Genomic DNA, 22,165 nt, shown 5'->3' on the forward strand with positions numbered 1-22,165 from the left:
GGTGAGATACGCCACGGAGTGGGGTGCGCCGGGGCTCACGCGGGGAGGCGGGCGTACCTCTGAAGTAGCTCGACAAGCGTGACCGGCACCGGGCTTCGGGGCAGAGTCGGTACATGATCGGAAGCGGGAAGAAGGACATGGCCGTGATCGTGGTGCGCGACGCGGACGCCGTCGTCGCCGCGCTCCGCGAGGAGCTGGAGCGGGCGACGGACGCGGACCGCCCCGGCCTGGAGCGGGCCCTCGCGCTGGCCGGGGCGCAGACGGGGGCCCCGGACGCGGACCTGCGCGGGCGCTGGGCCGCGCGGCGGATCACGGCGGGCGGATACGACGGACCCCTCGACGCGGTGGCGGCGGTCAAGGCGCTGCGGGAGGCCGAGCCGGGGCTGAGCCTGCGGCAGGCCGTACAGCTGTCGCGGGAGGCGGCGGCGGTGGTGGCGAAGCCCTGATCCGGCCCGCGTTGTCCCCCGTGCGAGCTACGCGCAGGTGTCCACCCAGCGGTGACGCTTTCGGCGCCGGACCTCCATAGCGTTCAGGGGCAGCCGCGGCGACCCGCCGCGGCGCGTCGAAGGGGGTCTCATGAGAGTGGTCTGGCAGCTTCTCGCCGTCGTGGCGGTCTGGGCGGTCGGCGGTCAGTGCGTCAGCGCGGTGGACGGGAATCCGTGGCTCACGCTCGTGATCGGCCTCGTGACGGCGGTGCTCGCCGTCCTGGTCTACCGGTGGGTGGTGGGGCGCACCGAGCACCGCCAGGTCACCGAGCTCGCCCGGGAAGGTGCGGTGCCGGCCCTCGGGCGCGGCGCGCTGATCGGGCTGGGGCTGTTCGTGGCCGTCATCGCGAACATCGCCTTCCTCGGGGACTACGAGGTGGACGGTCTGGGGTCGGTCACGGGGGCGGTCGGGTTCGTCGGCTTCATGGCCGCTGCCGCCGTCACGGAGGAAGTGGTGTTCCGGGGCGTGCTGTTCCGGCTCGTCGAGGAGCGCGCCGGGACCTTGATCGCGCTGACGTCGACCGGGCTGCTGTTCGGGCTGATGCACCTGGCCAACCCGGACGCGAACCTGTGGGGCGCGCTCGCCATCGCGATCGAGGCGGGCGGCATGCTCGGCGCCGCGTACGCCGCCACCCGCAGCCTGTGGCTGCCCATCGGCCTGCACTTCGCCTGGAACTTCGCCGCGGCGGGGATCTTCAGCTCGGAGGTCTCGGGCAACGGCGCCTCGCAGGGCCTCCTGGACTCGACGGCCACCGGCTCCGAGCTGGTCACCGGCGGCGACTTCGGGCCGGAGGCGAGTGTGTACTCCGTGGTCTTCGGAGCGCTCATGACGCTCGCGTTCCTGTGGCTGGCCCGCCGGCGCGGCAACCTGGTGCCGCGTGGTGGACGGCGCGCCACCCCGGCCCCGGCCGCCATTACAGTGCCCCGGTGATCAGTCTTCGCGAAATGCCGGCCCGGTGGCGGCGGTTGGGCACCGCCGTCCGCCGGCCGGCGCGGTGGCAGCGGCTCGATGTCACCGCCCGCGACCTGCCGTTCGCGCTGCTGCTGTTCGCCATGTCGCTCATCCCCGCCTTTCACCGGCACGGGACGCAGCTCGGGGGCGTGCCGGAGCGCCCGTTCGACGCGTTGGCCGCGCTGGCCGCCGTGCTGGAGTGCCTGCCACTCGCCCTGCGGCGCAGGTGGCCGGCGGTCTGCCTGGTCCTGGTCCCGCTGGGCTTCGCCGTCGACCAGTTCGGCGGCTACCGCCTGGTCGCCGGCACCGCGCTGCCCGTCGCCCTGATGAGCGCGGGCGCACATCTGGACCGCCACCGGCGCGTCGCCGCGCTCGCCCTGACCGCCGCGTACGTGTCGCTGGCGCTCGCCCTGTACCGGTACGGCACCGAACCGGTGGACGAGTACCTGACGTTCTACCTGGTGCTGGCGTTCGCCTGGGGCGCCGGGGCCTGGCTGCGCGCCGCACGGGCCACCGAGGCCGAACGCCGCCGCCGCGTCGCCGAGGACACCCGCGCCGCCGAACGCGCCCGCATCGCACGCGAGTTGCACGACGTGGTGACCCACCACGTGACGGCGATGGTCGTCCAGACCGAGGCGGCCCGCTGCCTGACCGCAGCGCCCGACCGGCTCGACCACACGCTGGGCACCGTCGCCGAGACCGGGCGGCGGGCCATCAACGACCTGCGCCACCTGCTCGACCTGCTCGACCCGGGCCACGGCGCCGAGGTCAGGACGCCGTCCGTCGGCCGCATCCGCGTCCTGGTCGAGCAGGCCCGGGGGGCCGGGCAGAGCGTGGACTTCACCGAGCAGGGCGCACCCGCCGAGTCCACCGGGAGCGCCGACCTGGTGGCCTACCGTGTGGTGCAGGAGGCGCTGACGAACGCCCTCAAGTACGCCCGCGGCAGCCGGACTTCCGTGCTCGTGCGGCACAGCGGAAGAGAGATCACCGTGGAGATCGGCACGGACGGTTCCGGCAGGCGCGCCGAGGTGCCCGCCGGCAGCGGGCGGGGGCTGACCGGGCTGCGTGAGCGGGTCGGCGTCCTCGGCGGCGAGTTCAGCGCGGAGCCCGGGCCGGGCGGCGGCTTCGTCGTGCGGGCCCGCATACCCTCGGGGGGCACGCAGTGACCGCACCGGTCCGGGTCCTCGTCTGCGACGACCAGGTGCTCGTCCGCACCGGCCTCGCCACGATCATCGACGCCCAGCCCGACCTGGAGGTGGCGGGCGAGTGCGGGGACGGGCGGACCGCCGTCGAGATGGCCGGACGGCTGCACCCGGACGTCGTGGTGATGGACATCCGCATGCCGGAGCTCGACGGCATCGAGGCGACCCGCCTGCTGGCCGGGGCGGGTGTGGAGCGGCCCGCCAAGGTGCTCGTGGTGACCACCTTCAACCTGGACGAGTACGTGTACGAGGCGCTGCGCGCCGGGGCGAGCGGGTTCCTGCTCAAGGACACCCCGCCCGCCCAGCTGCTGCACGGCATCCGGACCGTGCACACGGGCCAGGCGCTGATCGACCCGGAGGTCACGCGCCGGCTGGTCGGCCGGTACGCCGCCCGCATCCGCCCCACCGGGGACGCCTCGTCCGGCATCCCGCTGACCCCGCGCGAGCTGGAGGTCCTGCGCCTCATCGCGGACGGCTTCTCCAACAGCGAGATCGCGGCCGCGCTCGTGATCAGCCAGGAGACCGTGAAGACGTTCGTCTCGCGCATCCTCGCCAAGCTCGGGCTCCGCGACCGCGTCCAAGCCGTCGTCTACGCCTACCGCCAGGGCCTGGTGACCTGAACGAACGGCCGGAATCCGCCCCTTGTGCGCCCCCTCCCCATGCGCCAACATGCGCATGTCAAACCGAAGGAACTTCGGTCGCAGAGGCCAGTCGCGCTCTGTTCAGTCGCAAGAGGGGACCCCCACATGAAAAAGCCTCTCGTCGGTGCACTCTTCGCGGTGCTGCTCCTCGGAGCGGGCATCGCCCCCGCGACCGCGGCCACGAGCCACGGCGCGGCACCGGCTGGCACGGTCGGGGCCGCGGCCCCGTCCGGTCACACCGCGGTCAAGGCGGAGAAGCAGGTCCGGCCCAAGGCCATCGGCTTCGCCGGGACCGTGGCGCTCAGTAACTGCTCCGGCTCGGTCGTCCGCACGCCCGCCTCGCAGCCGGGCGACCCCGCCCTGGTGCTGTCCAACGGGCACTGCCTGGAGACCGGCTTCCCGGCTCCCGGCCAGGTCGTGTTCAACCGCTCGTCCAGCCGCAGCTTCACCCTGCTCAACGCCTCGGGCAGCGGTGTCGGCACGGTCCGGGCGAGCAAGATCGCGTACGGGACGATGACGGACACCGACATCTCGGTGTACCGGCTCACCTCCACGTACGCCCAGATCGAGAGCCGCTACGGCATCAAGGCGCTGGAGCTCAGCACCTCGCACCCCGTCGCGGGTACCGCGATCACCGTCGCGTCCGGGTACTGGAAGCGCACTTACAGCTGCAACGTCGACGGGTTCGTCTACCGCCTCAAGGAGGGCGACTGGACCTGGAAGGACTCGGTCCGCTACACCTCCGCCTGCCAGACCATCGGCGGCACCTCCGGCTCGCCCGTGATCGACAACGCCACCGGCAAGGTCGTCGCCGTCAACAACACCGGCAACGAGGACGGTCAGCGCTGCACGGACAACAACCCGTGCGAGGTCGACGAGAACGGGCAGGTGACGGTCCGCCAGGGCATCAACTACGCCCAGGAGACCTACGGCATCGCCGCGTGCATCGGCACCGGCAACGTCTTCGACCTGAACCGTGCGGGGTGCACGCTGCCCAAGCCGTGACCCGTCGTACGTGAGAAGGGGCGGGGCCTCCGCGGCCCCGCCCCTTCGTCGCGTGTCACGCGGTTCAGATCTTGCGCCACCGGGCGTTGGCTAGGGAGAAGAGGCCGAAGGCGATCAGGCCGACGGCTATGAGGGCCAGCAGCCACGGACCGGCCGGGGTCGCGCTGAAGGACCGCAGGGTGTCGTCCATGCCCTTGGCCTCCCCGGACCGTGCCTTCACCGCCGCCGACACCGCGAAACCTCCGGCGACCGCGAAGACCAGGCCCCGGCTGACACCGCCGAAGATCCCGGTGACGTCCACGGCCCGCCGCACGGCCGGCGACATGTCGTCCATCCGCAGGTGCTTGTGGAACTTGCGCAGCGCCGCGCGGCCCGCGATCCACAGGCCCGCACAGGCGATGCCCACACCGGCCGCGCCCACCAGCCAGCGCCCGCCCGGCATGTCCAGCACCCGGGCCGTGACGTCCTGCGAGCGGGCGTCGCCCTTGCCGCTGCCGCTGCCCTTGTCACCGGCCGCGAACGACAGGACCGAGTAGGCGACGAAGCCGTAGAAGACGGCCCGTCCGCCGGAGGCCAGCCGCTTGGCGGCCTTGTGCCCGTCCGGGCCCGCCGCGCCGAAGGCCGCTTCCGACAGCCGCCACAGGGCCATGCCCACGAGCGCGATGCCCAGGACCCAGAGCATGACCTGGCCGAAGGGCTTCTGCGCGATCTCCGCGAGTGCCCCGCCCCGGTCCGCCTGCTTCCCGCCGCCGCCCTTGCCGTCGCTGTCGCCGCCGTTGAACGCGATGCGCAGGGCGAGGAAGCCGACCAGGAAGTAGATGACCCCGCGTGCCACGAACCCCGCACGGCCGGCCGCCTCCACGGCTGTGCTGTTTCCCGCCTGCCGGGCCTTTCCCTGGCCCTTCGAGGCTGTCGCAGAGATATTCATGACACCCGGTTGCCCTGGCGGCGGCCGGAGAAACTACACTGCGCCCCCCGCCGAGCGCACCGAACGCCCCGCCAGCACCTGCGTGCGCCTGCCGTCCTCGATGACGAAGCGGCCGTCGATCAGCACGTGCGGGATGCCGTACGGCAGGACGCGCGGCTCCTCGAACGTCGAGCCCGCCGCGACCGTCGCCGGGTCGAAGAGGACCAGGTCGGCGCGGTAGCCCTCGCGTACGAGCCCCCGGTCGGGGAGGCGGAGCCGGGCCGCCGGGCGGGAGGTGAGGTGGGCGACGCACTCCTCCAGGGAGAGGATGCCCAGCTCGCGTGCGTAACGGCCCAGGTAGTGGGGAAAGGTGCCGTACGCGCGGGGGTGCGGCTTGTCGCCCTGGAGGATGCCGTCACTGCCGCCCGTGTGCACGCGGTGGCGCATGATCTGCCGGACGTTCTCCTCATGGCCCACGTGCTGCAGGATCGTCGTCCCGAGCCGGTCCTCCACCAGCAGCCGCCGCGCCGTCACCCAGGGCTCCTCGCCCCGCAGGGCCGCCGACTCGGCCACCGTACGCCCGACGTACCCGGCGAGTGCGGGCTCGCCGGTGCCGGAGATCTCGATGGTGTCCCACTCGATCGGCACCCCGTGGCAGCCGTCCGACCCGGTGATCTCCAGGTCGTGGCGGATGCGGGCAGCCGTGTCCGCGTCGGCCAGCCGGGCCAGGACCGCCTCGGGGCCGCCCTCGCCCGCCCAGCTGGGCAGCATCGCGACGAGGGTCGTGCAGCCGGGGGTGTACGGGTAGGTGTCGAGGGAGATGTCGGCGCCCGCGTCCAGCGCGTCGTCCAGGAGGGCGAGCAGGTCGGGGGCGCGGCCCTCGTTGACCCCGAAGTTCATGGTCGCGTGGGCCAGGTGCAGGGAACAGCCCGCGCTGCGGGTGAGCCGCACCATCTCCTCGTACGCCTCCAGCGCGCCGGCGCCGTACGACCGGTGGTGCGGGCAGTAGTAGCCGCCGTGGACGGCCACCACCCGGCAGAGCTCGGTGAGTTCGGCGTCGTCCGCGTACATGCCGGGCGTGTAGGTGAGGCCCGAGGACATGCCGACCGCGCCCTCGCGCATGCCCTGGTCGACGAGCTGGCGCATCCGGTCCAGCTCGGCGCCGGTCGCGGGCCGGTCGTCCCAGCCGACCGCGTACATCCGGACCGTGCCCTGCGGGATGAGATAGGCGGCGTTGACGGCGATGCCCTGGCGGTCGAGGCGGTCGAGGTAGCCGCCGACGGTGCGCCAGTCGAAGTCGATGTCCTCGCCGTCACCGTTCCACCCGGAGATGGAGCGGCGGACCTGGGCGAGCGTGCGGTCGTCGACGGGCGCGTACGACAGGCCGTCCTGGCCGAGGACCTCCAGCGTGACGCCCTGGGCGGCCTTCGCGCTGTGGTCCGGGTCCCGCAGCAGCGCCAGGTCGCTGTGGGCGTGCATGTCGATGAAGCCGGGGGACAGGGCGAGGCCGTCGGCGTCCAGGGTTCGGGTGGCGGTGGGGCGGGGGCCGGGGGAGTCCTCGCGGTGGATCTCCGCGATGCGGCCGTCGGTGACGGCCACGTCGGCGCGGTAGGAGGGGGTGGCGGTGCCGTCGATGACGCGGGCGTCGCGGATGACGAGGTCCATGGATGCCTTTCGCGGTCCGGGGGCGGGGGCTCCGCCCCCGGACCCCCGCTCCTCAATCGCCGGAGGGGCTTGAAGTGATCAGAAGCCGGAGGGGCTTGAAATGCTGCTCAGAAGAACGTGCGGATGAAGTCGGTGACCGTGCCGTCCGCCTCCACGAGCGGGATCAGCTGCCACTTGTCGAAGCTGGTGCACGGGTGGGACAGACCCATGCCCACCCAGTCCCCGACCTCCAGCCGGGCGCCCTCGTCCGTGCGCACCCAGGCGTGCTGGTCCGACAGACCCGTGACGGTGATCCCCTCGGCCGAAAGCACCGAGCCGTCCCGGCCCGAGCGGACCACCTGCGCCTCGGGCAGGTCCAGGTCGTACGCCGCGTCCCGCTTGCCCGCGTTGAGGAACGCCTGCCCGGCGGACGGGCGCGACACCACCTGCGCCCACAGCCGGAACGCGGGCTGCAGCGCCCCCTCCTCGGGCACCCGGTTGAACGGGGTGAGGTGACGGTAGTGCCCGTCGTCGTGCGAGACGTACGCCCCCGAGCGCAGCAGCTTGAGCACGGGGGCGGAGAGCTCCGGGATCTCGGCGAACACGTCCGCCACCGCGTCGAACCACGCGCTGCCGCCCGCGCTGATCACGATGCGCTCGCCGGCCCCCAGCGCGCCGAAGCGGCCCGCCGCGTCGAAGTCCGCGGCCAGCGCGACGAGCCGGCGCAGCCAGTCCCGGACCCGGTCGCCGGACGCCTCCGGCACCTCGCCCTCGTACCCCGCCACGCCGACCAGGCGCAGGGTCGTCGCCCCGGCCACCGCGTCGGCCACGGCGGCGCAGTCCGCCTCGGTCCTGGCGCCGGTGCGCGCGCCCTCGCCCGCGCCCAGCTCCACCACCACGTCGACCGGGCGGGAGGCGCCCGCCGCGCGCAGGGCCTCGTCCATCAGCTCGACCCCGCGTACGGAGTCGACGTAGCAGACGAAGGCGAAGTCCGGGTCGGCGTCCAGTTCGCCCGCGAGCCAGCGCAGCGCGGCGGCGTCGACCAGCTCGTTGGCGAGGAAGATCCGGCCGATCCCGTAGGCCCGGTAGACGCGGGCCTGGTGGGGAACGGCGGCCGTGATGCCCCAGGCGCCGTGCTCCAGCTGGCGGGCGAACAGCTGCGGGGACATCGAGGTCTTGCCGTGCGGGGCGAACGCGAGGCCGTGGCGTTCGGCGTACGTCTCCAGGAGCGCGAGGTTGTGCTCGACGGACTCGGCGGACAGGGCGAGGACGGGTGTGGTGAACCCGCCGCCGAACAGGTTGCGGCGCTCGGCGGCCAGGGCGCCGACGGTCAGGCCCTCGGCGTCGGGCGGGAGGCCCTTGAACCGGTGGTCGACCGGTTCGTCGGCGAGAGCGGTCACGTGGTGCGCGGCGGCCATGGGGTCTCCTCGGTCCGGATCCGGTCAGTGAGTGATTGCAACATGTGCAACACCCATTGCGTATATCGCTCAGGGCTGTCTAACATCCGAGCCGACGCCCGGTCAATGGTGAGTGCCGGTGCCGCGCCCGACTGCTGAGGAGCCCCGCGTGTCCGGAACCACGCCCGCCGACGTCGTGTGCCTCGGTGAGTCCATGGTGACGTTCCTGCCCTCGCGGCCCGGGCGCCTCGCCGACGTGCCGTCCTTCGCCCGCGGGATCGGCGGCGCCGAGTCCAACGTCGCCTGCGCCCTCGCGGCGGCCGGGCACCGCGCGGCCTGGGTGAGCCGGGTCGGCGCGGACGGCTTCGGCGACCACCTGGTCGAGGCGGTCGCCGCGTACGGCGTGGACACCTCCTTCGTCCGGCGCGATCCGTCGCGGCCGACCGGGATCTACTTCCGCACGGCCACCGACCGGGCCACGGACGTCCACGAGGTGGCCTACTACCGGGCCGGGTCCGCGGCCTCCGCGATGTCGCCGTCCACCGTGCCGTGTGACGGCCTGCCCGCCGGGCGCATCCTGCACCTGTCCGGCATCACGGCCGCGCTGTCGGCGGACTGCCTGGCCCTCCTCCACGAGCTGACCGCTCCGCGGGCGGGGCGGCCGCTGATCTCGTTCGACGTGAACTTCCGGCCCGGGCTGTGGCGGCAGGAGTCCCCCGCGGTGCTGCTCGATCTGGCGCGGCGGGCGGATGTGGTGTTCGTGGGGGAGGACGAGGCGGAGGAGGCGTGGGGGGTTGTCGGGGCCGCCGCGATCCGTGAGGCGCTGCCGGAGCCGGGGGTGGTGGTCGTGAAGCGCGGCGCCGACGGTGTGACGGTGTTCTCTCACCCCACCCCGCCCCTTCCCGAACCGGGGCTCCGCCCCGGACCCCGCGCCTCAAACGCCGGCGGGGCTGATGTTCAGCCGGTCCGGGAAGGGGCGGGGTGGGGAGAGGCCCCGCGCAGCGGCCCCGACACCGTCACCCACGTCCCCGCCCTCCACGTCGACGTCGTCGCCCCCGTCGGCGCAGGCGACGCCTTCGCCGCCGGGTTCCTCTCGGGCACGCTGCGGGGGCTCTCCGCGCGGGAGCGCGGCAGGCACGGCCACCTCATGGCCGCCGCAGTCCTCACCGTCCCCGGCGACCTCACCGAGCCCCCCGCCCGCGAGCACGCCGACCGGCTCGCCGCACTGGACGACGACGCGTGGGGGAGACTGCGTCTCGGCCCCGGGTGGACGGGGGACGACACGGAGGTACGTACGACATGAGTCAGACCGTCGACCGGGCGCTCAGTATCCTGCCGCTCCTCGCACAGGGGCCCGCCGACCTCGGACAGGTCGCCGAGCGGCTCGGCGTCCACAAGTCCACCGCGCTGCGCCTGCTCCGTACGCTCCACGAACACGGGCTCGTCTACCGGCAGCAGGACCAGCGCTACCGCCTCGGCACCCGGCTGTTCGCGCTGGCGCAGGAGGCCGTCGAGAACCTCGACGTACGCGAGATCGCCCACCCCCACCTCGTCGAGCTGAACGAGCACTGCGGGCACACCGTCCACCTCGCCGTGTACGAGGAGAACGAGGTCCTCTACATCGACAAGGTGGAGAGCCGCTACCCGGTCCGCATGTACTCGCGGATCGGCAAGCCCGTCGCGATCACCGTCGCCGCCGTGGCCAAGCTGCTGCTCGCCGACCTGAGCGAGGCCGAGCGGCGGGCCGTCGCCGACAAGCTCGACTACCCCATGTACACGTCCCGTTCGACGCCCGGCGCCGCCGCGTTCCTCAAGGAGCTCGCCGCCGTACGCGAACAGGGCTGGGCCACCGACCTCGGCGGCCACGAGGAGTCCATCAACTGCGTCGGCGCCCCCATTCGCGGCGCCGACGGGCGCGTCGTCGCCGCGATGTCGGTCTCCGCGCCGAACGTGGTCGTCACGGCCGAGGAACTCCTCACCCTGCTCCCCCTGGTCCGTCGCACCGCCGACACCATCAGCCGGGAGTACTCCGGCAGCAACCGACCCAAGAAAGCCTGATCCGCCATGACCGACAAGACCGCGCTCACCCCCAGCACCCACACCACCCCGCCGGCGAAGTTCTCGCACGGCGTGCGCAAGGGCAACATCCTCCAGGTCGCCGGCCAGGTCGGTTTCCTGCCCGCCGTCGAGGGCCAGGCGCCCACCCCGGCCGGCCCCACCCTGCGCGAGCAGACCCTCCAGACCTTCGCCAACGTCAAGGCGATCCTGGAGGAGGGCGGCGCGAGCTGGGACGACGTGATGATGATGCGCGTCTACCTCACGGACGTGGACCACTTCGCCGAGATGAACGAGATCTACAACGCGTACTTCGCCGAGCAGAACCTCAAGGAGGCCCCGGCCGCGCGCACCACGGTCTACGTCGGCCTCCCCAAGGGCCTCCTCATCGAGATCGACGCCCTCGCCGTCCTGGGCTGAGCCATCCCCGTAATCCACACCCCGCCCGGCACGGCGCCGCACAAGACACAGGCGCCGTGCCGCGGTCCCCCCTGCCCAGAACATGGACCAACAACGGAGTTACCCATGCAGCTCGCCGCAGGCCCCACCCCCGCCGAGGCGCCACCCCACACCGGTGGATTCCTCCTCCTGATCGACGGCACGCCCGGTCTGCTGACCGTCGCCGCCCTCGGCATCGCGCTCCTCCTCTTCCTGATCATCAAGGTCAGGCTCCAGCCGTTCGTCGCGCTGCTCGCGGTCTCCATAGCCGTCGGCCTGGGCGCGGGGCTCTCGGTCACCGAACTCTTCGGCACCGTGCAGAAGTCCGCCGCCGTCTCCGTCATCGAATCCGGCATGGGCGGCATCCTCGGCCACGTCGCGATCATCATCGGCCTCGGCACGATGCTCGGCGCGATCCTGGAGGTCTCCGGCGGCGCAGAGGTGCTCAGCGCCCGGCTGCTGCGGCTCTTCGGCGAGAAGCGCGCCCCGCTCGCGATGGGCCTGACCGGACTGATCTTCGGCATCCCGGTCTTCTTCGACGTCGGCATCTTCGTCCTCGCACCGATCGTCTACGCCGCCGCCAAGCGGTCCGGAAAATCGATCCTGCTCTACTCGATGCCGCTCCTCGCCGGGCTCTCCATGACCCACGCGTTCCTGCCGCCGCACCCCGGCCCGGTCGCCGCCGCAGGGCTGTTCCACGTCTCGCTCGGCTGGGTCATCCTGATGGGCGCCCTCGTCGGCATCCCGTCCGTGCTCGCCGCCTGGGGTTACGCCGCCTGGATCGGCAAGCGGATCTTCGTGGACGTCCCGCAGGACATGGTGGAGGCCGCCGAGGAGGCGAAGGCCGCCGTCGTCGCCGAGCAGCGGGCCGCCGGGGTCACCCCGCACGAGGCCCCGGTCGCGCTCTCCACCGTGCTCGCCATCATCGGCACCCCGCTGGTGCTGATCCTCGCCGCCACGTTCTCCTCGATCGCGATGGACCCCTCGACGGCCCGCTCGGTCATCGAGTTCTTCGGGAACCCCTTCGTCGCCCTGACGATCGCGCTGCTGCTCGCGTACTACCTGCTCGGCATCCGGCGCGGCTGGTCCCGCAAGTCCCTGGAATCGGTGTCCACTTCCTCGCTGAAGCCGGTCGGGAACATCCTGCTCGTCGTCGGCGCGGGCGGCATCTTCGGCGCAGTCCTCAAGGGCAGCGGCATCGCGGACGCGCTCGCCGACACCTTCAACGACGTCGGTCTGCCCGTCATCCTGCTCGCCTGGCTGATCTCGGCCGTGCTGCGCGTCGCCCAGGGCTCGGCGACGGTCGCCATCGTCACGACCGCCGGCATCGTGGTCCCGCTCGTCGAGAACCAGGGCTTCTCTCAGCCGCACCTCGCGCTGATCATCATGGCCATCTCGGCCGGCTCGATCATCGCCTCGCACGTCAACGACGGCGGCTTCTGGATGGTGTCGAAGTACTTCGGCATCTCCGAACGCGACACCCTGAAGTCCTGGACCGTGCTGGAAACCGTCCTGTCGGTCGCCGGCTTCGTCGTCGCCGCGCTGCTCAGCCTGGTCATCTAGCCGTACGCGTACGGGTACGGGCCGCTTCCTGCCGGGCCGCCTCACGGCGGGCCGCCTCCGCGGCGGCTTCGGGACGGCCCGCGTGCGCCGGGTGACCGTCGGGGCGTGCGACGGGCCGTCCGGGGCGCGGCCGCCCGCCCATTCCAGGCCCTGCTTCGCGTACGCGTGCTGTGCGGCCAGGCACGGCCGGATCGTCGCGACCAGCTCCTTGGGCAGGCCGGTCAGGTCGAGTTCGCCGCGCTGCACCCGGGCCAGCAGTCGCAGCGTGTCGCCGTCCGCGCGGTAGGGCGTCCGGCCGGTGGCGAGCAGGAAGAGTGTAGTCGATGGCCATCCAGGGGCGCTCGGCGTCCGGATCGGCGTCCCGTACGCGCGCGGTGAAGGCGCTGTCCACCCGCTGGGCGAACGCCACCTCACGGGCGAAGCGCCGCCGGTCGGTGTCGCCGACCCGGCCCTACGCGAGCAGCGTCTTCACGGCGACGAGCCCCCGGCCGCCGGCCCGGGCCAGATGGATCCGCCCCATGCCGCCGGACGCCAGCCGCCCGAGCAGCCGGTACGGTCCGAGCGTCACCGGATCGTCCCCGCCCAGCGCATCGATCCGTGCACCGGCCATGTCGCTCCCCCCGTCGCCCCGGCACCGCGCCCCACAACGGTGCCACGTACCGGCGCCGACAGCTACGCGATGAGCCAACTCCCGTACACGACTGCTGCGTTACCGCTACCGAAACCCGGCACCCACACGCAGCAGCGCCGCCGGGGGAGCGGCGGCGCTGCTGGTCGGAGCCGTCGGCGGGGAGGCCGGCGAGCGGTGGTTTACGGGAGGCCGTGGACGTGCGGGGCGACCGCGTTCGACCAGGCGTTGCCGGCCGTCGCGTCCCAGTTGGTCGACCAGGTCATCGCGCCGCGCACCCCGGGGTACGTCTTCGACGGCTTGAAGTTGCCGCAGCTGGTGCCCTTGGCCAGGCAGTCCAGCGCCGCGTTCACGACCGACGGGGCGACGTAGCCGCTGCCCGCGCCCCGGGTGGAGGCGGGGACGCCGAGACCGACCTGCGACGGGTCGAGACCGCCCTCCAGCTGGATGCAGGCGAGCGCGGTGAGGAAGTCCACCGAGCCCTGCGAGTAGACCTTGCCGTCGCAGCCCAGCATCGCGCCGCTGTTGTAGTACTGCATGTTGACGACGGTCAGGATGTCCTTGATGTTGAGCGCCGTCTTGAAGTACTCGCCCGCCGTGGACTGCATGTCGATGGTCTGCGGGGCCATCGTGATGACGAGGCCGGAGCCCGCCTTCTACGACAGCGAACGCAGCGCCTTCGTCATGTACGTGGAGTTGAGGCCGTTCTCCAGGTCGATGTCGACGCCGTTGAAGCCGTACTCCTGGATGAGCGAGTAGAGCGAGTTGGCGAAGTTGGCCGCGGACGCGTCGCTGTTGACCGCGACCGAGCCCTTCTCGCCGCCGACCGAGATGATGACGTTCTTGCCGGCCGCCTGCTTCGCCCTGATGTCGGCCTTGAACTGGTCGACGGTGTAGCCGTTCAGGCCCGCCGAGTCCAGGTTGAAGGTGACCGCACCCGGCGTGGTCGTCGCGTCGGCGAAGGAGACCGCGATGATGTCGTAGTTCGCGGGCACGTCGCTGAGCTTCTGGACGGTCGCGCCGTTGTTGAAGTTCTGCCAGTAGCCGGTGACCGCGTGCTTCGGCACGGAGGTGCCCGGGTTCGGGTTGGTGGAACCGGACTTGGCGGTGCGGCCGCTGACGGTCGCGGACTTCACGGACTCACCGGCCGCGTTGGTGGCGGACACCGCGAACTGGTACGCCGTGTCGGCGGAGAGCCCGGTGACGGTCGCCGAAGTGCCGGTGGAGGTGGCCGCCTTCACGCCGTCCTTGTAGACGGTGTAGCCGGTCGCGCCGGACACCGTGTTCCAGGACAGGTCGATCGAGGACGACGTGGTCGAGCCGACCGCGAGCCCGGCGGGGGCACCGGGGATCGACGGGCCGGGGTCGGTGCCGCCGCCGCCGTCGGGGCCGGTGACCTGGACGTCGTCGGCGAGGTAGGCCGCCTGGCCGTACCAGCCGTGCGTGTACACCGTGACGGACGTGGTGTTCGCGCCGGTCGTGAAGCTGGTCTTCAGCTGCGTCCAGCCGGAGGAGCCGGGCGTCCATGTGGAGACGTCGGTGGTTCCGGTGCCGCTGGCGCCCAGGTACGTGTAACCGCCCTGGACCCAGGAGCTGAGCGCGTACGTGGAGTTGGGCTTGACGGCCACGGTCTGCGAGCACTTGGCGTTGTCCTGGCCGGCCGGGGTGGCCTTCAGGGCGGAGGTGCCGCCGTGCACGGGGGAGGAGACGGTGGTGCCGGAGTTGCCGGTACAGGTCCAGTTGGCGAGGCCCGATTCGAAGCCGGCGTTCTTGGCGACGTTGACGTCGGCGGCCTCGGCGCTGGTGACGAGCCCGGTGAGCGTCAGGGCGCCGGCCGCGACGACGGCCATGGCGGAGCCGAGGACCGGGCGGGTACGGCGTCTTCTGCGGCTCGGTGCGGGGGAACGATCCACTTGCTGCCTCCGGGGGGAGTCGGGGATGGCGGGGGGACGACACGGGGGTGCCGGGGTGTGGAATCGAGGAACGGTGGCCACCGCTGGCCGATAAACTGGTCCAGACCAATCAAGTTGTCAAGACCTCTGGCAGCGTCCGGTCCCGCCGGAGCTGCGGCGAGACGCCATCCCCCATGCTCCGCAGCCTTCTTGAAGGTGTTCTCTGTCCTGCCGTACGTGGATAAAGTGCTCAGGCGGGAGCATCCGAGCGGAAGCACCCGGCAGGAGCGATTACGGCCGGCGGTACGCGGCGGCCCGAGGAACGGGGAGCGGCGTGCCGACAGCAATAGCAGTGACCGGTCCCGGCCTCGTGCTGCCCCCGCAGGACCAGCAGACACCCCCGGCGGTCGTCCTGCGCGCCCCCGGTGAACAGTCCCTCGACCAGGCGCTCGCCGACATGCAACTCCTCCTGGAGCAGCACGGACACGTCATCGCCGTCTACCCGTCCGGCATCGCGCCCGCGCACGAGCGCCGCCTGCACACCGTCCGCGCGGTGCTGGAGAGCGACCGGATCGCCCTGCTCAAATCCGACCTGCCGCCGCTCGGAGTGGCCGTACTGGTACGCCAGTTACGCCAGTTGTCCGTCTGCGACTTCAGCGCCGGCGTGATCGCCTCCGCCGCGAGGCTGCTCTCCCACTACGTGCACGCCGGGGCGCTGCTCCACTCCGTGACCAGGCTGGACCGGGTGCCGGTCGGCCTCAAGTCGCACGCCAAGTCCTGGGTGCCCGGCGCCCAGTTCGGGGTACTGGCCCACCCGGCACCCCAGCTGGTCAGGATCGGTACGGGCGAGCTCACGGGCCCCCAGTACGCCACGCACCTCCTCGTCGCCCGCGGGCAGTCGCAGTCCGAGTGGGTCACCGGGACGCTGGCCCCGGCCTGGCAGGCGACGGCGGTGCACGAGGCCGTGCTGCCCGACGAGTCGCCCGGCTGGTGGGGCACCCCGAAGATGATCGAGTTCGCCGCCTACCTGCCCGACATCTCGCTGATCTACCAACTGGTCTCCTCGGTGCGCAGAGAGGTCTGTACCTGGTGCGGAAACGAACTCATCGGCGACCGCTGCGGCCTGTGCAACGCCCCGCTGAATCCGCCCGGGCACCGCACGCGCGGACCCGCCGCCCTGAACCCCTGAGCCACCCCGGCAGCACCGCTCCGTTCCGCCCGTCGGCCCACATACCCCAACGAGGTTGCCCCGCCCATGAACTCACGGCAACGCCGCGGCGTCATCCTGCTCCTCCTGTCGGTCCTGTGCGCCTTCGCGGCCTTCGCCGGTGTGATCTTCGTGATAGGTGACGTGAACTCGAAGGTCGGCCCCGAGGTGACCGCGTACCGGGTGAAGACCACCATCACGCCCTACCGGCCCCTGGAGGCCGGCCAGTTCGAGAAGATCTCGATGCCGAAGCGCTGGCTCTCCAAGAACGCCGTCACCGACCTCTCCGCCCTCCGCGGCAAGATCGCCGTCACCGAACTGCACAAGGGCTCCCTGCTCCAGGACGACATGCTGGTCGACCGCCCCCAGCTGGAGAAGGGGCAGCAGGAGATCGCCATCATGATCGACGCGGCGACCGGAGTCGCGGGCAAGATCCGGCCCGGCAACCTCGTCAACATCTACGCCACGTTCGCCGGCCGCACCGAGAAGGACGCACCCACCTCCCGGGTCATCGTGGCCAACGCCAAGGTCATCGACGTCGGCACGCTCACCTCGCTCGAACCCAAGCCGGAGGACCGCGGCGACGGCCCCACCGAGGCCGTCCCGATCACCTTCGCCCTGACGACCGACGACGCCCAGCGGGTCGCCTACGCGGAGTCCTTCGCCGAGCACGTACGCCTCGCCCTGCTCCCCGCCGGCAGCCCGACCACCCTGCGCCCGGGCGAGGGCAGCTACAACCTCGACGAAGACAAGAACAAGTGAGGACCGGATGAGCACACGCATCCTCCCGGCCGTGGGCGAGGCCGACGCCGCCCGAGCCGTCACCACGCTGCTCGGCCAGCTCCCCGACGCGGAGCCCGCCGCGCCGCTCGGCGACTCCACCTCACTGCTCGACACCCTCGCCCGCCTCGCCGCCGAATCCCTGGACGAGCTGCCCGAGGTCGTCCTCGTGCACGAACGGATCGGCCCCGTCCCGGCCCTGGAGCTGATCCGGGAAGTGGCCCTGCGCTTCCCGGCCGTCGGCGTCGTCCTCATCACCGCCGACACCAGCCCCGGGCTCTACTCGGCCGCCATGGACTCCGGCGCACGCGGCCTGGTCGGCCTGCCCCTCTCGTACGAGGAACTCGCCCAGCGCGTCCAGGCCGCCTCCGGCTGGTCCGTCGGCGTCCGCCGCCACCTCGGGGCCGGCGCCGAGGCCCTCACAGGACCCGGCGGCACGCTCGTCACGGTCAGCGGTGCCAAGGGCGGCGTCGGCACCACCGTCACCGCCGTCCAGCTGGCCCTGGCCGCCGCCGCGTCCGGGCACACCGTCGCCCTCGCCGACCTCGACCTCCAGTCCGGGGACGTCGCCTCCTACCTCGACGTGCAGTTCCGCCGGTCCGTCGTCGACCTCGCCACCATCCAGGACATCTCGCCCCGGGTCCTCCAGGACGCCCTGTACAACCACGAGTCCGGCCTCGCCCTGCTCCTCGCGCCGGCCGAGGGCGAGCGCGGCGAGGACGTCACCGACCGCGTCGTACGCCAGACGCTCAGCGCCCTGCGCCACCGCTACGAGATCGTCGTCGTCGACTGCGGTACGTACATGAACTCGGCCAACGCGGCGGCGGTCGAGATGGCGGACCTGACCCTGCTGGTCACCACCCCGGACGTGATCACCGTCCGGGCCGCCAAGCGCATGGTCCGGCTCTGGGACCGGCTCCAGGTCCGCAAGGCCGAGGAGACCGTCACCGTCGTCAACCGCCACACCCGCCACACGGAGATCCAGCCCTCGCTGGTCGAGCGGATCACGGCCACCAGGGTCGCGCGGATCGCGGTCCCGGCCAACTTCAAGGAGCTCCAGGCCGTGGTGGACGCCGGGCGGCTCCACGACCTGGACGCCAAGTCCACGGTGAAGCAGGCACTCTGGGGGCTGGCCGGAGACCTCGGTCTGGTCAAGAACGCGGACGGGGCCACCCGGGCGGGCAGGACGAAGGGGGAGCGGGCCGCGTCGGGCGGCCGGGGGAGGCGTGCGAAGTGACCCTCTTGCGAGCGGACCGGCGACGAGGACGCGCCACGCACCGCCCCCGCGCCGACCGGGGCCAGACCGCCATCGAGTTCGTCGGCACCCTGCCCCTGATCCTCCTCACCCTCGCGCTGCTCTGGCAGGCCGCGATGGTCTGCTACACGTACATCCTGGCGGGGAACGCCGCCGACAAGGCCGTCAGGGCCGCCGCCGTAGCGGAGGGCGACAAGGGCGCGGCCTGCGCGCGGGCGGTGCGCGAGGACGTCCCGAGCGCCTGGTCGACGCAGGTGGAGTGCGGCGGGTCCGGCGAGCTGGTCACCGCGACCGTGCGCATCGACGTACCCCTGCTGATCCCCGGGGCGTTCAGCCTGCCCATGCACGCCACGGGCGAGGCCAAGGCCAGGAACGAGGGGCGTGACGCATGGTGAGACGACGCCCCACGGGCACGCGGCAGCGCGGGGGGCGGCGCACCACGGGCACCCGGCAGGGCGGGCAGGCCGCCATCGAGTACGTCGGCGTGCTCACCCTGCTCCTCGTCGTCGCGCTGGCCGTGGTCCAGCTCGGCCTCGCCGTGTACGCGGCCCAGCAGGCGGGTACGGCCGCGCGGGCGGCGGCCCGGGTCGCCTCGACCGACCACCAGACGGGCCGGGCGGGCGCGGTGGCCCGGGAGTCCATGAGCGGCTGGCTCGCGGACGGGGCGACGGTCAGCACCGGGGCCGGCGCGGAATCGGTCACCGTGACCGTGCGGGTTTCCGTCCCCGCTCTGCTGCCGATGTTCTCCTTCGGCTCCGTCGAGAAGAGCGCCACCATGCCGAGCGACTGACCCGGAACAGACTGACCATGCGGCCACGGGAAACGAGGGAGTCGATCACATGAGCCTGCGGGCGCGCATCACCAGTCCCGAACCGGCGAACGGGACGAGCGAGGAGAGCCGGCTCGTCGGCGTCTACCGCGCCAAGCTCCTGGAGGAGATCGACCTCGCCGAGATGTCCGCCCTCGCGGCGGCCGAACGCCGGGCACGGCTCGAACGCGTCCTCGGCCACATCATCAGCCGCGAGGGCCCCGTCCTGTCCTCCGTGGAGCGCTCGCAGCTCATCCGGCGCGTCGTCGACGAGGCACTCGGGCTCGGCATCCTCGAACCGCTCCTGGAGGACGCATCCATCAGCGAGATCATGGTCAACGGCCCCGACCAGGTCTACGTGGAGCGAGGCGGCCGCCTCGAACTCCTCCCGATGCGCTTCTCGTCCAACGAGCAGCTGATGCAGACCATCGAACGCATCGTCTCAACGGTCAACCGCCGCGTGGACGAGTCCAACCCGATGGTCGACGCCCGGCTCCCCTCGGGCGAGCGCGTCAACGTGATCATCCCGCCGCTCTCCCTGTCAGGTCCGATCCTCACCATCCGGCGCTTCCCCCGCGCCTTCACGCTCCAGGAGATGATCACCCTCGGCTCGCTGGACGAACACATGCTGGTCCTGCTCGCCGGCTTCGTCCGCGCCAAGTTCAACGTGATCGTCTCCGGCGCCACCGGCACCGGCAAGACCACCCTGCTCAACGCGCTCTCCGGGCTGATCCCCGGCGGCGAACGCATCGTCACCATCGAGGACTCCGCCGAACTCCAGCTCCAGCAGACCCACGTCATCACGCTCGAGAGCCGCCCGCCCAACGTGGAGGGCAAGGGCCGGGTCACCATCCGCGACCTCGTCCGCAACTCGCTGCGCATGCGGCCCGACCGCATCATCGTCGGCGAGGTCCGCGGCGGCGAGACCCTGGACATGCTCCAGGCCATGTCCACCGGCCACGACGGCTCGCTCGCCACCGTCCATGCCAACAGCGCGGAGGACGCGCTGATGCGGCTGCAGACCCTCAGCTCCATGTCCGAGGTCGAGATCCCGTTCGCCGCGATCCACGACCAGATCAACAGCGCCGTCGACGTCATCATCCAGCTGACCCGGCACGGCGACGGCTCCCGCCGCGTCACCGAGATCGCCGTCGTCGACTCGTACGGCCGCGAGGACTACCGCATCGTCTCCGTCTGCCGCTTCGACGCCCTCCCGATGGCCGCCGACGGACGCGTGTACGGGCGCTTCGCGTACTTCCCGGTGCCGCGCCGGGTCGCCGAACGCTTCTACATGGCGAACGAGACGGTCCCGGCCGCCTTCGGAGTCGCCGACACCGACGAACACCTCCTCATCCGCACCTCCACCGCCTGACCCCTGCCCCCTCCGCTCACTCAGAAGGCCCTCCCGACATGGACAACCTCCCGCTCCTGACGGTCGGCGTGACCCTGCTCGCCTGCGTGCTCGCCGTCGTCGGCCTGCATGTCCTCGCCTCGGGCAGGGAACAGCAACGGGCGCTGATCGACCGACTGTCCCTGACCGGGCCACCGTCCGCCACGGGCCGCGCCCGCCGCTTCCGGTCCATCGACCGGCGGCTGCGCAGGACCCGGCTCGGCAAGCGCATCGAACGCAAGCTCGCCGTCACCGGCCTCGACCTCACGCCGGGGGAGTACGCCGTCTACGTCGTCGCGGCCCTGCTCGCGCTCTACTTCGTCACGGCGGCCGTCTTCGCGTCCTTCTTCGGCCTCCTCGCCGTCCTCATCGGCGCCTGGGGCGGCAACGCCTTCCTCAACTGGCAGCGCGCCAAACGCACCGAGGCGTTCATCGGCCAGCTCCCCGAACTCACCCGGGTCCTCGCCAACGCCACCCAGGCCGGCCTCGCCCTGCGCACCGCCATCTCCATGGCCGTCGAGGAACTGGACGACCCCGCCCACGAGGAACTGCGCCGGGTCGCCGACCGCCTGGCCATCGGCCACTCCCTCGACGACGCCCTCAACGAACTCGTGGAACGGCTGCCCTCCCGCGAGCTGACCGTCCTCGTCTCCACCCTCATCCTCTCCAACCGGGCGGGCGGCACCATCGTCTCCTCGCTGCGCAACCTGACCAACACCCTGGAGGAGCGCAAGGAGACCCGGCGCGAGGTCACCACCCTGCTCTCCCAGGTCAAGGTCACAGCAGTCGCCGTCCCCGTGCTCGGACTCGCCTTCCTGCTCATCATCAACGGCATGCGGGGCGGCGCACTCGACGACATGGCCGCGGCCACGCCCGGCCGCATCGCCGTCGTCGTGGCCGCCGGCCTCTACGGCCTCGGCTTCTTCCTCATCAACCGCCTCACCCGCGTCCGCATCTGACGGCCGGAAAGGGGAAACGCACATGGAGATCCTGCTCGCGGCCGTCATCGCACTAGCCGTACTCGGCGCCTTCCAGGGCGTCCGCATGTACCGCGCCGAGGCCAAGCTCCCCGGCGACCTGGCCGTCGCCCTGGAGATCGGCGCCACCCGCACCACCGCCGCCGGCTCGGCGATCGACCGGATCGGAATGCGGTACGCCCCCCGGGTCCTGTCCATGATGGGCCCCAGGCGCGTCGACCGGATCCGCCGCAAGCTCGACATGGCCGGCAACCCGCGCGGCCTGACCGTCGACCGCTACGCCGCCCGGCGCGCGGTCTACGGCGGCCTCGGCATCCTGGCGGCCCTGTCCATGCTGATGAACGGGCAGGTGGTCCTCGCGATCGTCCTGCTCGTCTACGGGCTGTTCTGGACGGACGTGATCATCCGGGCCGCGATCAGCCGCCGCAAGGACGACATCGAGCGCACCCTGCCCGACTTCCTCGACGTCCTCGCGGTCGTCGTCTCCGCCGGACTCGGCTTCCGGCAGGCCCTGGAGCGGGTCTCCGAGAAGTACACCGGGCCGTGGTCCGACGAACTGCGGATCACCCTGCGCCAGATGGACATGGGCGTCAGCAGGCGTGAGGCCTTCGACCAGCTCCGCCGCCGCAACGAGTCCGAACAGGTCTCCATGTTCGTCTCCGCCCTCCAACAGGGCGAGGAACTGGGCGCCCCCATCGTCGACACCCTGATCCAGATCGCCAACGACATGCGCCGCACGGACGCCCAGAACGCCCGCCGCAAGGCGGCCAAGGCCATCCCGAAGGCCACGTTGATCGTCACGAGCTTCATGCTCCCGGGCACGATCATCCTGATCGCGGTGGGCTTCTACTACGCGGCGAACGTCAGCATCAACGGAATCTTCGGCAACTGAGCCGGGGACAGCGGATCGGTCGTCCCGAAATGCCGCGCCCCGGGGCC

At 72.0% G+C, this 22,165-nt stretch carries 21 protein-coding genes and 1 pseudogene; 17 read left to right on the forward strand and 5 right to left on the reverse strand.

What is annotated here, in order from left to right:
- Positions 1-113 precede the first annotated feature (113 nt).
- The 5 genes from OG242_RS20890 to OG242_RS20910 all read left to right on the forward strand — a co-directional run bounded on the left by OG242_RS20890 (position 114) and on the right by OG242_RS20910 (position 4,285).
- Complete coding sequence (locus OG242_RS20890) at positions 114-446, forward strand: hypothetical protein (protein WP_405899611.1); 333 nt, start codon at positions 114-116, stop codon at positions 444-446.
- A gap of 130 nt (positions 447-576) precedes the next feature.
- Positions 577-1,416 (forward strand): CPBP family intramembrane glutamic endopeptidase, encoded by an 840-nt coding sequence (locus tag OG242_RS20895; protein WP_405899612.1) that lies wholly within the window; start codon positions 577-579, stop codon positions 1,414-1,416.
- 14 nt (positions 1,417-1,430) lie between these two features.
- Positions 1,431-2,603 carry a sensor histidine kinase gene (locus tag OG242_RS20900; protein ID WP_405901676.1) on the forward strand — a complete coding sequence of 391 codons (1,173 nt, stop codon included), beginning with the start codon at positions 1,431-1,433 and terminating at the stop codon, positions 2,601-2,603.
- A complete protein-coding gene (locus OG242_RS20905) occupies positions 2,600-3,259 on the forward strand; it encodes a response regulator (protein WP_405899613.1) in 660 nt (219 codons plus the stop codon). Before OG242_RS20900 ends, OG242_RS20905 begins: the two co-directional genes overlap by 4 nt.
- A gap of 126 nt (positions 3,260-3,385) precedes the next feature.
- The gene (locus OG242_RS20910) at positions 3,386-4,285 is read left to right on the forward strand and encodes a serine protease (protein WP_405899614.1); all 900 of its coding nucleotides are present in this window, start codon (positions 3,386-3,388) and stop codon (positions 4,283-4,285) included.
- A 64-nt stretch (positions 4,286-4,349) separates the two neighbouring features.
- Here the strand turns inward: OG242_RS20910 and OG242_RS20915 are convergent, their stop codons facing one another.
- The 3 genes from OG242_RS20915 to OG242_RS20925 form a co-directional block, all read right to left on the reverse strand.
- Positions 4,350-5,213: a DUF1206 domain-containing protein gene (locus OG242_RS20915; RefSeq protein ID WP_405899615.1), complete on the reverse strand. Its 864-nt coding sequence runs from the start codon at positions 5,211-5,213 to the stop codon at positions 4,350-4,352.
- 33 nt (positions 5,214-5,246) lie between these two features.
- Positions 5,247-6,857, reverse strand: coding sequence for an amidohydrolase family protein (locus tag OG242_RS20920; protein ID WP_405899616.1), 1,611 nt, complete (start codon positions 6,855-6,857; stop codon positions 5,247-5,249).
- A 107-nt stretch (positions 6,858-6,964) separates the two neighbouring features.
- Positions 6,965-8,254, reverse strand: a complete 1,290-nt coding sequence (locus tag OG242_RS20925) for an alanine racemase (RefSeq protein ID WP_405899617.1) — start codon at positions 8,252-8,254, stop codon at positions 6,965-6,967.
- A 148-nt stretch (positions 8,255-8,402) separates the two neighbouring features.
- Here OG242_RS20925 and OG242_RS20930 point away from each other — a divergent pair, with 148 nt between their 5' ends.
- From OG242_RS20930 to OG242_RS20945, 4 genes are all read left to right on the forward strand, one after another.
- Positions 8,403-9,536, forward strand: a complete 1,134-nt coding sequence (locus OG242_RS20930) for a sugar kinase (protein ID WP_405899618.1) — start codon at positions 8,403-8,405, stop codon at positions 9,534-9,536.
- A complete protein-coding gene (locus OG242_RS20935; RefSeq protein WP_405899619.1) occupies positions 9,533-10,291 on the forward strand; it encodes an IclR family transcriptional regulator in 759 nt (252 codons plus the stop codon). The genes OG242_RS20930 and OG242_RS20935 overlap by 4 nt, the downstream gene beginning before the upstream one ends.
- A gap of 6 nt (positions 10,292-10,297) precedes the next feature.
- Positions 10,298-10,708 carry a RidA family protein gene (locus tag OG242_RS20940; RefSeq protein ID WP_018100981.1) on the forward strand — a complete coding sequence of 137 codons (411 nt, stop codon included), beginning with the start codon at positions 10,298-10,300 and terminating at the stop codon, positions 10,706-10,708.
- Between the two features lie 105 nt (positions 10,709-10,813).
- Positions 10,814-12,289 carry a GntP family permease gene (locus OG242_RS20945; RefSeq protein WP_405899620.1) on the forward strand — a complete coding sequence of 492 codons (1,476 nt, stop codon included), beginning with the start codon at positions 10,814-10,816 and terminating at the stop codon, positions 12,287-12,289.
- 451 nt (positions 12,290-12,740) lie between these two features.
- Here OG242_RS20945 and OG242_RS20950 read toward each other — a convergent pair whose 3' ends face one another.
- Together OG242_RS20950 and OG242_RS20955 are read right to left on the reverse strand one after the other, a co-directional pair.
- The gene (locus OG242_RS20950) at positions 12,741-12,899 is read right to left on the reverse strand and encodes a hypothetical protein (RefSeq protein ID WP_405899621.1); all 159 of its coding nucleotides are present in this window, start codon (positions 12,897-12,899) and stop codon (positions 12,741-12,743) included.
- 200 nt (positions 12,900-13,099) lie between these two features.
- Positions 13,100-14,767 (reverse strand): annotated as a pseudogene (locus OG242_RS20955) (chitinase).
- A 394-nt stretch (positions 14,768-15,161) separates the two neighbouring features.
- Here OG242_RS20955 and OG242_RS20960 point away from each other — a divergent pair.
- The 8 genes from OG242_RS20960 (at position 15,162) to OG242_RS20995 (ending at position 22,118) form a co-directional block, all read left to right on the forward strand.
- Positions 15,162-15,998, forward strand: a complete 837-nt coding sequence (locus OG242_RS20960; protein ID WP_405901677.1) for a hypothetical protein — start codon at positions 15,162-15,164, stop codon at positions 15,996-15,998.
- 66 nt (positions 15,999-16,064) lie between these two features.
- A complete protein-coding gene (cpaB, locus tag OG242_RS20965) occupies positions 16,065-16,778 on the forward strand; it encodes a Flp pilus assembly protein CpaB (protein ID WP_405899622.1) in 714 nt (237 codons plus the stop codon).
- 7 nt (positions 16,779-16,785) lie between these two features.
- Positions 16,786-18,033: a CpaE family protein gene (locus tag OG242_RS20970; RefSeq protein ID WP_405899623.1), complete on the forward strand. Its 1,248-nt coding sequence runs from the start codon at positions 16,786-16,788 to the stop codon at positions 18,031-18,033.
- Complete coding sequence (locus OG242_RS20975) at positions 18,030-18,446, forward strand: TadE/TadG family type IV pilus assembly protein (RefSeq protein ID WP_405899624.1); 417 nt, start codon at positions 18,030-18,032, stop codon at positions 18,444-18,446. The genes OG242_RS20970 and OG242_RS20975 overlap by 4 nt, the downstream gene beginning before the upstream one ends.
- Complete coding sequence (locus OG242_RS20980) at positions 18,440-18,841, forward strand: TadE/TadG family type IV pilus assembly protein (protein ID WP_405899625.1); 402 nt, start codon at positions 18,440-18,442, stop codon at positions 18,839-18,841. Before OG242_RS20975 ends, OG242_RS20980 begins: the two co-directional genes overlap by 7 nt.
- A 49-nt stretch (positions 18,842-18,890) precedes the next feature.
- Positions 18,891-20,231, forward strand: coding sequence for a CpaF family protein (locus tag OG242_RS20985; RefSeq protein ID WP_405899626.1), 1,341 nt, complete (start codon positions 18,891-18,893; stop codon positions 20,229-20,231).
- 38 nt (positions 20,232-20,269) lie between these two features.
- Positions 20,270-21,208 (forward strand): type II secretion system F family protein, encoded by a 939-nt coding sequence (locus OG242_RS20990; RefSeq protein WP_405899627.1) that lies wholly within the window; start codon positions 20,270-20,272, stop codon positions 21,206-21,208.
- Between the two features lie 22 nt (positions 21,209-21,230).
- On the forward strand, positions 21,231-22,118 hold the full coding sequence (locus OG242_RS20995) for a DUF5936 domain-containing protein (RefSeq protein WP_405899628.1): 888 nt from the start codon (positions 21,231-21,233) through the stop codon (positions 22,116-22,118).
- The last annotated feature ends 47 nt before the right edge of the window (positions 22,119-22,165 follow it).

Origin of the sequence: Streptomyces sp. NBC_00727 (assembly GCF_045161745.1) — a bacterium.
Classification (GTDB): domain Bacteria; phylum Actinomycetota; class Actinomycetes; order Streptomycetales; family Streptomycetaceae; genus Streptomyces.

Coding starts and splice junctions, on each gene's coding strand:
- OG242_RS20890 (WP_405899611.1), top strand. CDS start 114: ATGATCGGAAGCGGGAAGAAGGACATGGCCGTGATCGTGGTGCGCGAC.
- OG242_RS20895 (WP_405899612.1), top strand. CDS start 577: ATGAGAGTGGTCTGGCAGCTTCTCGCCGTCGTGGCGGTCTGGGCGGTC.
- OG242_RS20900 (WP_405901676.1), top strand. CDS start 1,431: ATGCCGGCCCGGTGGCGGCGGTTGGGCACCGCCGTCCGCCGGCCGGCG.
- OG242_RS20910 (WP_405899614.1), top strand. CDS start 3,386: ATGAAAAAGCCTCTCGTCGGTGCACTCTTCGCGGTGCTGCTCCTCGGA.
- OG242_RS20915 (WP_405899615.1), bottom strand. CDS start 5,213: ATGAATATCTCTGCGACAGCCTCGAAGGGCCAGGGAAAGGCCCGGCAG.
- OG242_RS20920 (WP_405899616.1), bottom strand. CDS start 6,857: ATGGACCTCGTCATCCGCGACGCCCGCGTCATCGACGGCACCGCCACC.
- OG242_RS20925 (WP_405899617.1), bottom strand. CDS start 8,254: ATGGCCGCCGCGCACCACGTGACCGCTCTCGCCGACGAACCGGTCGAC.
- OG242_RS20935 (WP_405899619.1), top strand. CDS start 9,533: ATGAGTCAGACCGTCGACCGGGCGCTCAGTATCCTGCCGCTCCTCGCA.
- OG242_RS20940 (WP_018100981.1), top strand. CDS start 10,298: ATGACCGACAAGACCGCGCTCACCCCCAGCACCCACACCACCCCGCCG.
- OG242_RS20945 (WP_405899620.1), top strand. CDS start 10,814: ATGCAGCTCGCCGCAGGCCCCACCCCCGCCGAGGCGCCACCCCACACC.
- OG242_RS20950 (WP_405899621.1), bottom strand. CDS start 12,899: ATGGCCGGTGCACGGATCGATGCGCTGGGCGGGGACGATCCGGTGACG.
- cpaB (WP_405899622.1), top strand. CDS start 16,065: ATGAACTCACGGCAACGCCGCGGCGTCATCCTGCTCCTCCTGTCGGTC.
- OG242_RS20970 (WP_405899623.1), top strand. CDS start 16,786: ATGAGCACACGCATCCTCCCGGCCGTGGGCGAGGCCGACGCCGCCCGA.
- OG242_RS20980 (WP_405899625.1), top strand. CDS start 18,440: ATGGTGAGACGACGCCCCACGGGCACGCGGCAGCGCGGGGGGCGGCGC.
- OG242_RS20985 (WP_405899626.1), top strand. CDS start 18,891: ATGAGCCTGCGGGCGCGCATCACCAGTCCCGAACCGGCGAACGGGACG.
- OG242_RS20990 (WP_405899627.1), top strand. CDS start 20,270: ATGGACAACCTCCCGCTCCTGACGGTCGGCGTGACCCTGCTCGCCTGC.
- OG242_RS20995 (WP_405899628.1), top strand. CDS start 21,231: ATGGAGATCCTGCTCGCGGCCGTCATCGCACTAGCCGTACTCGGCGCC.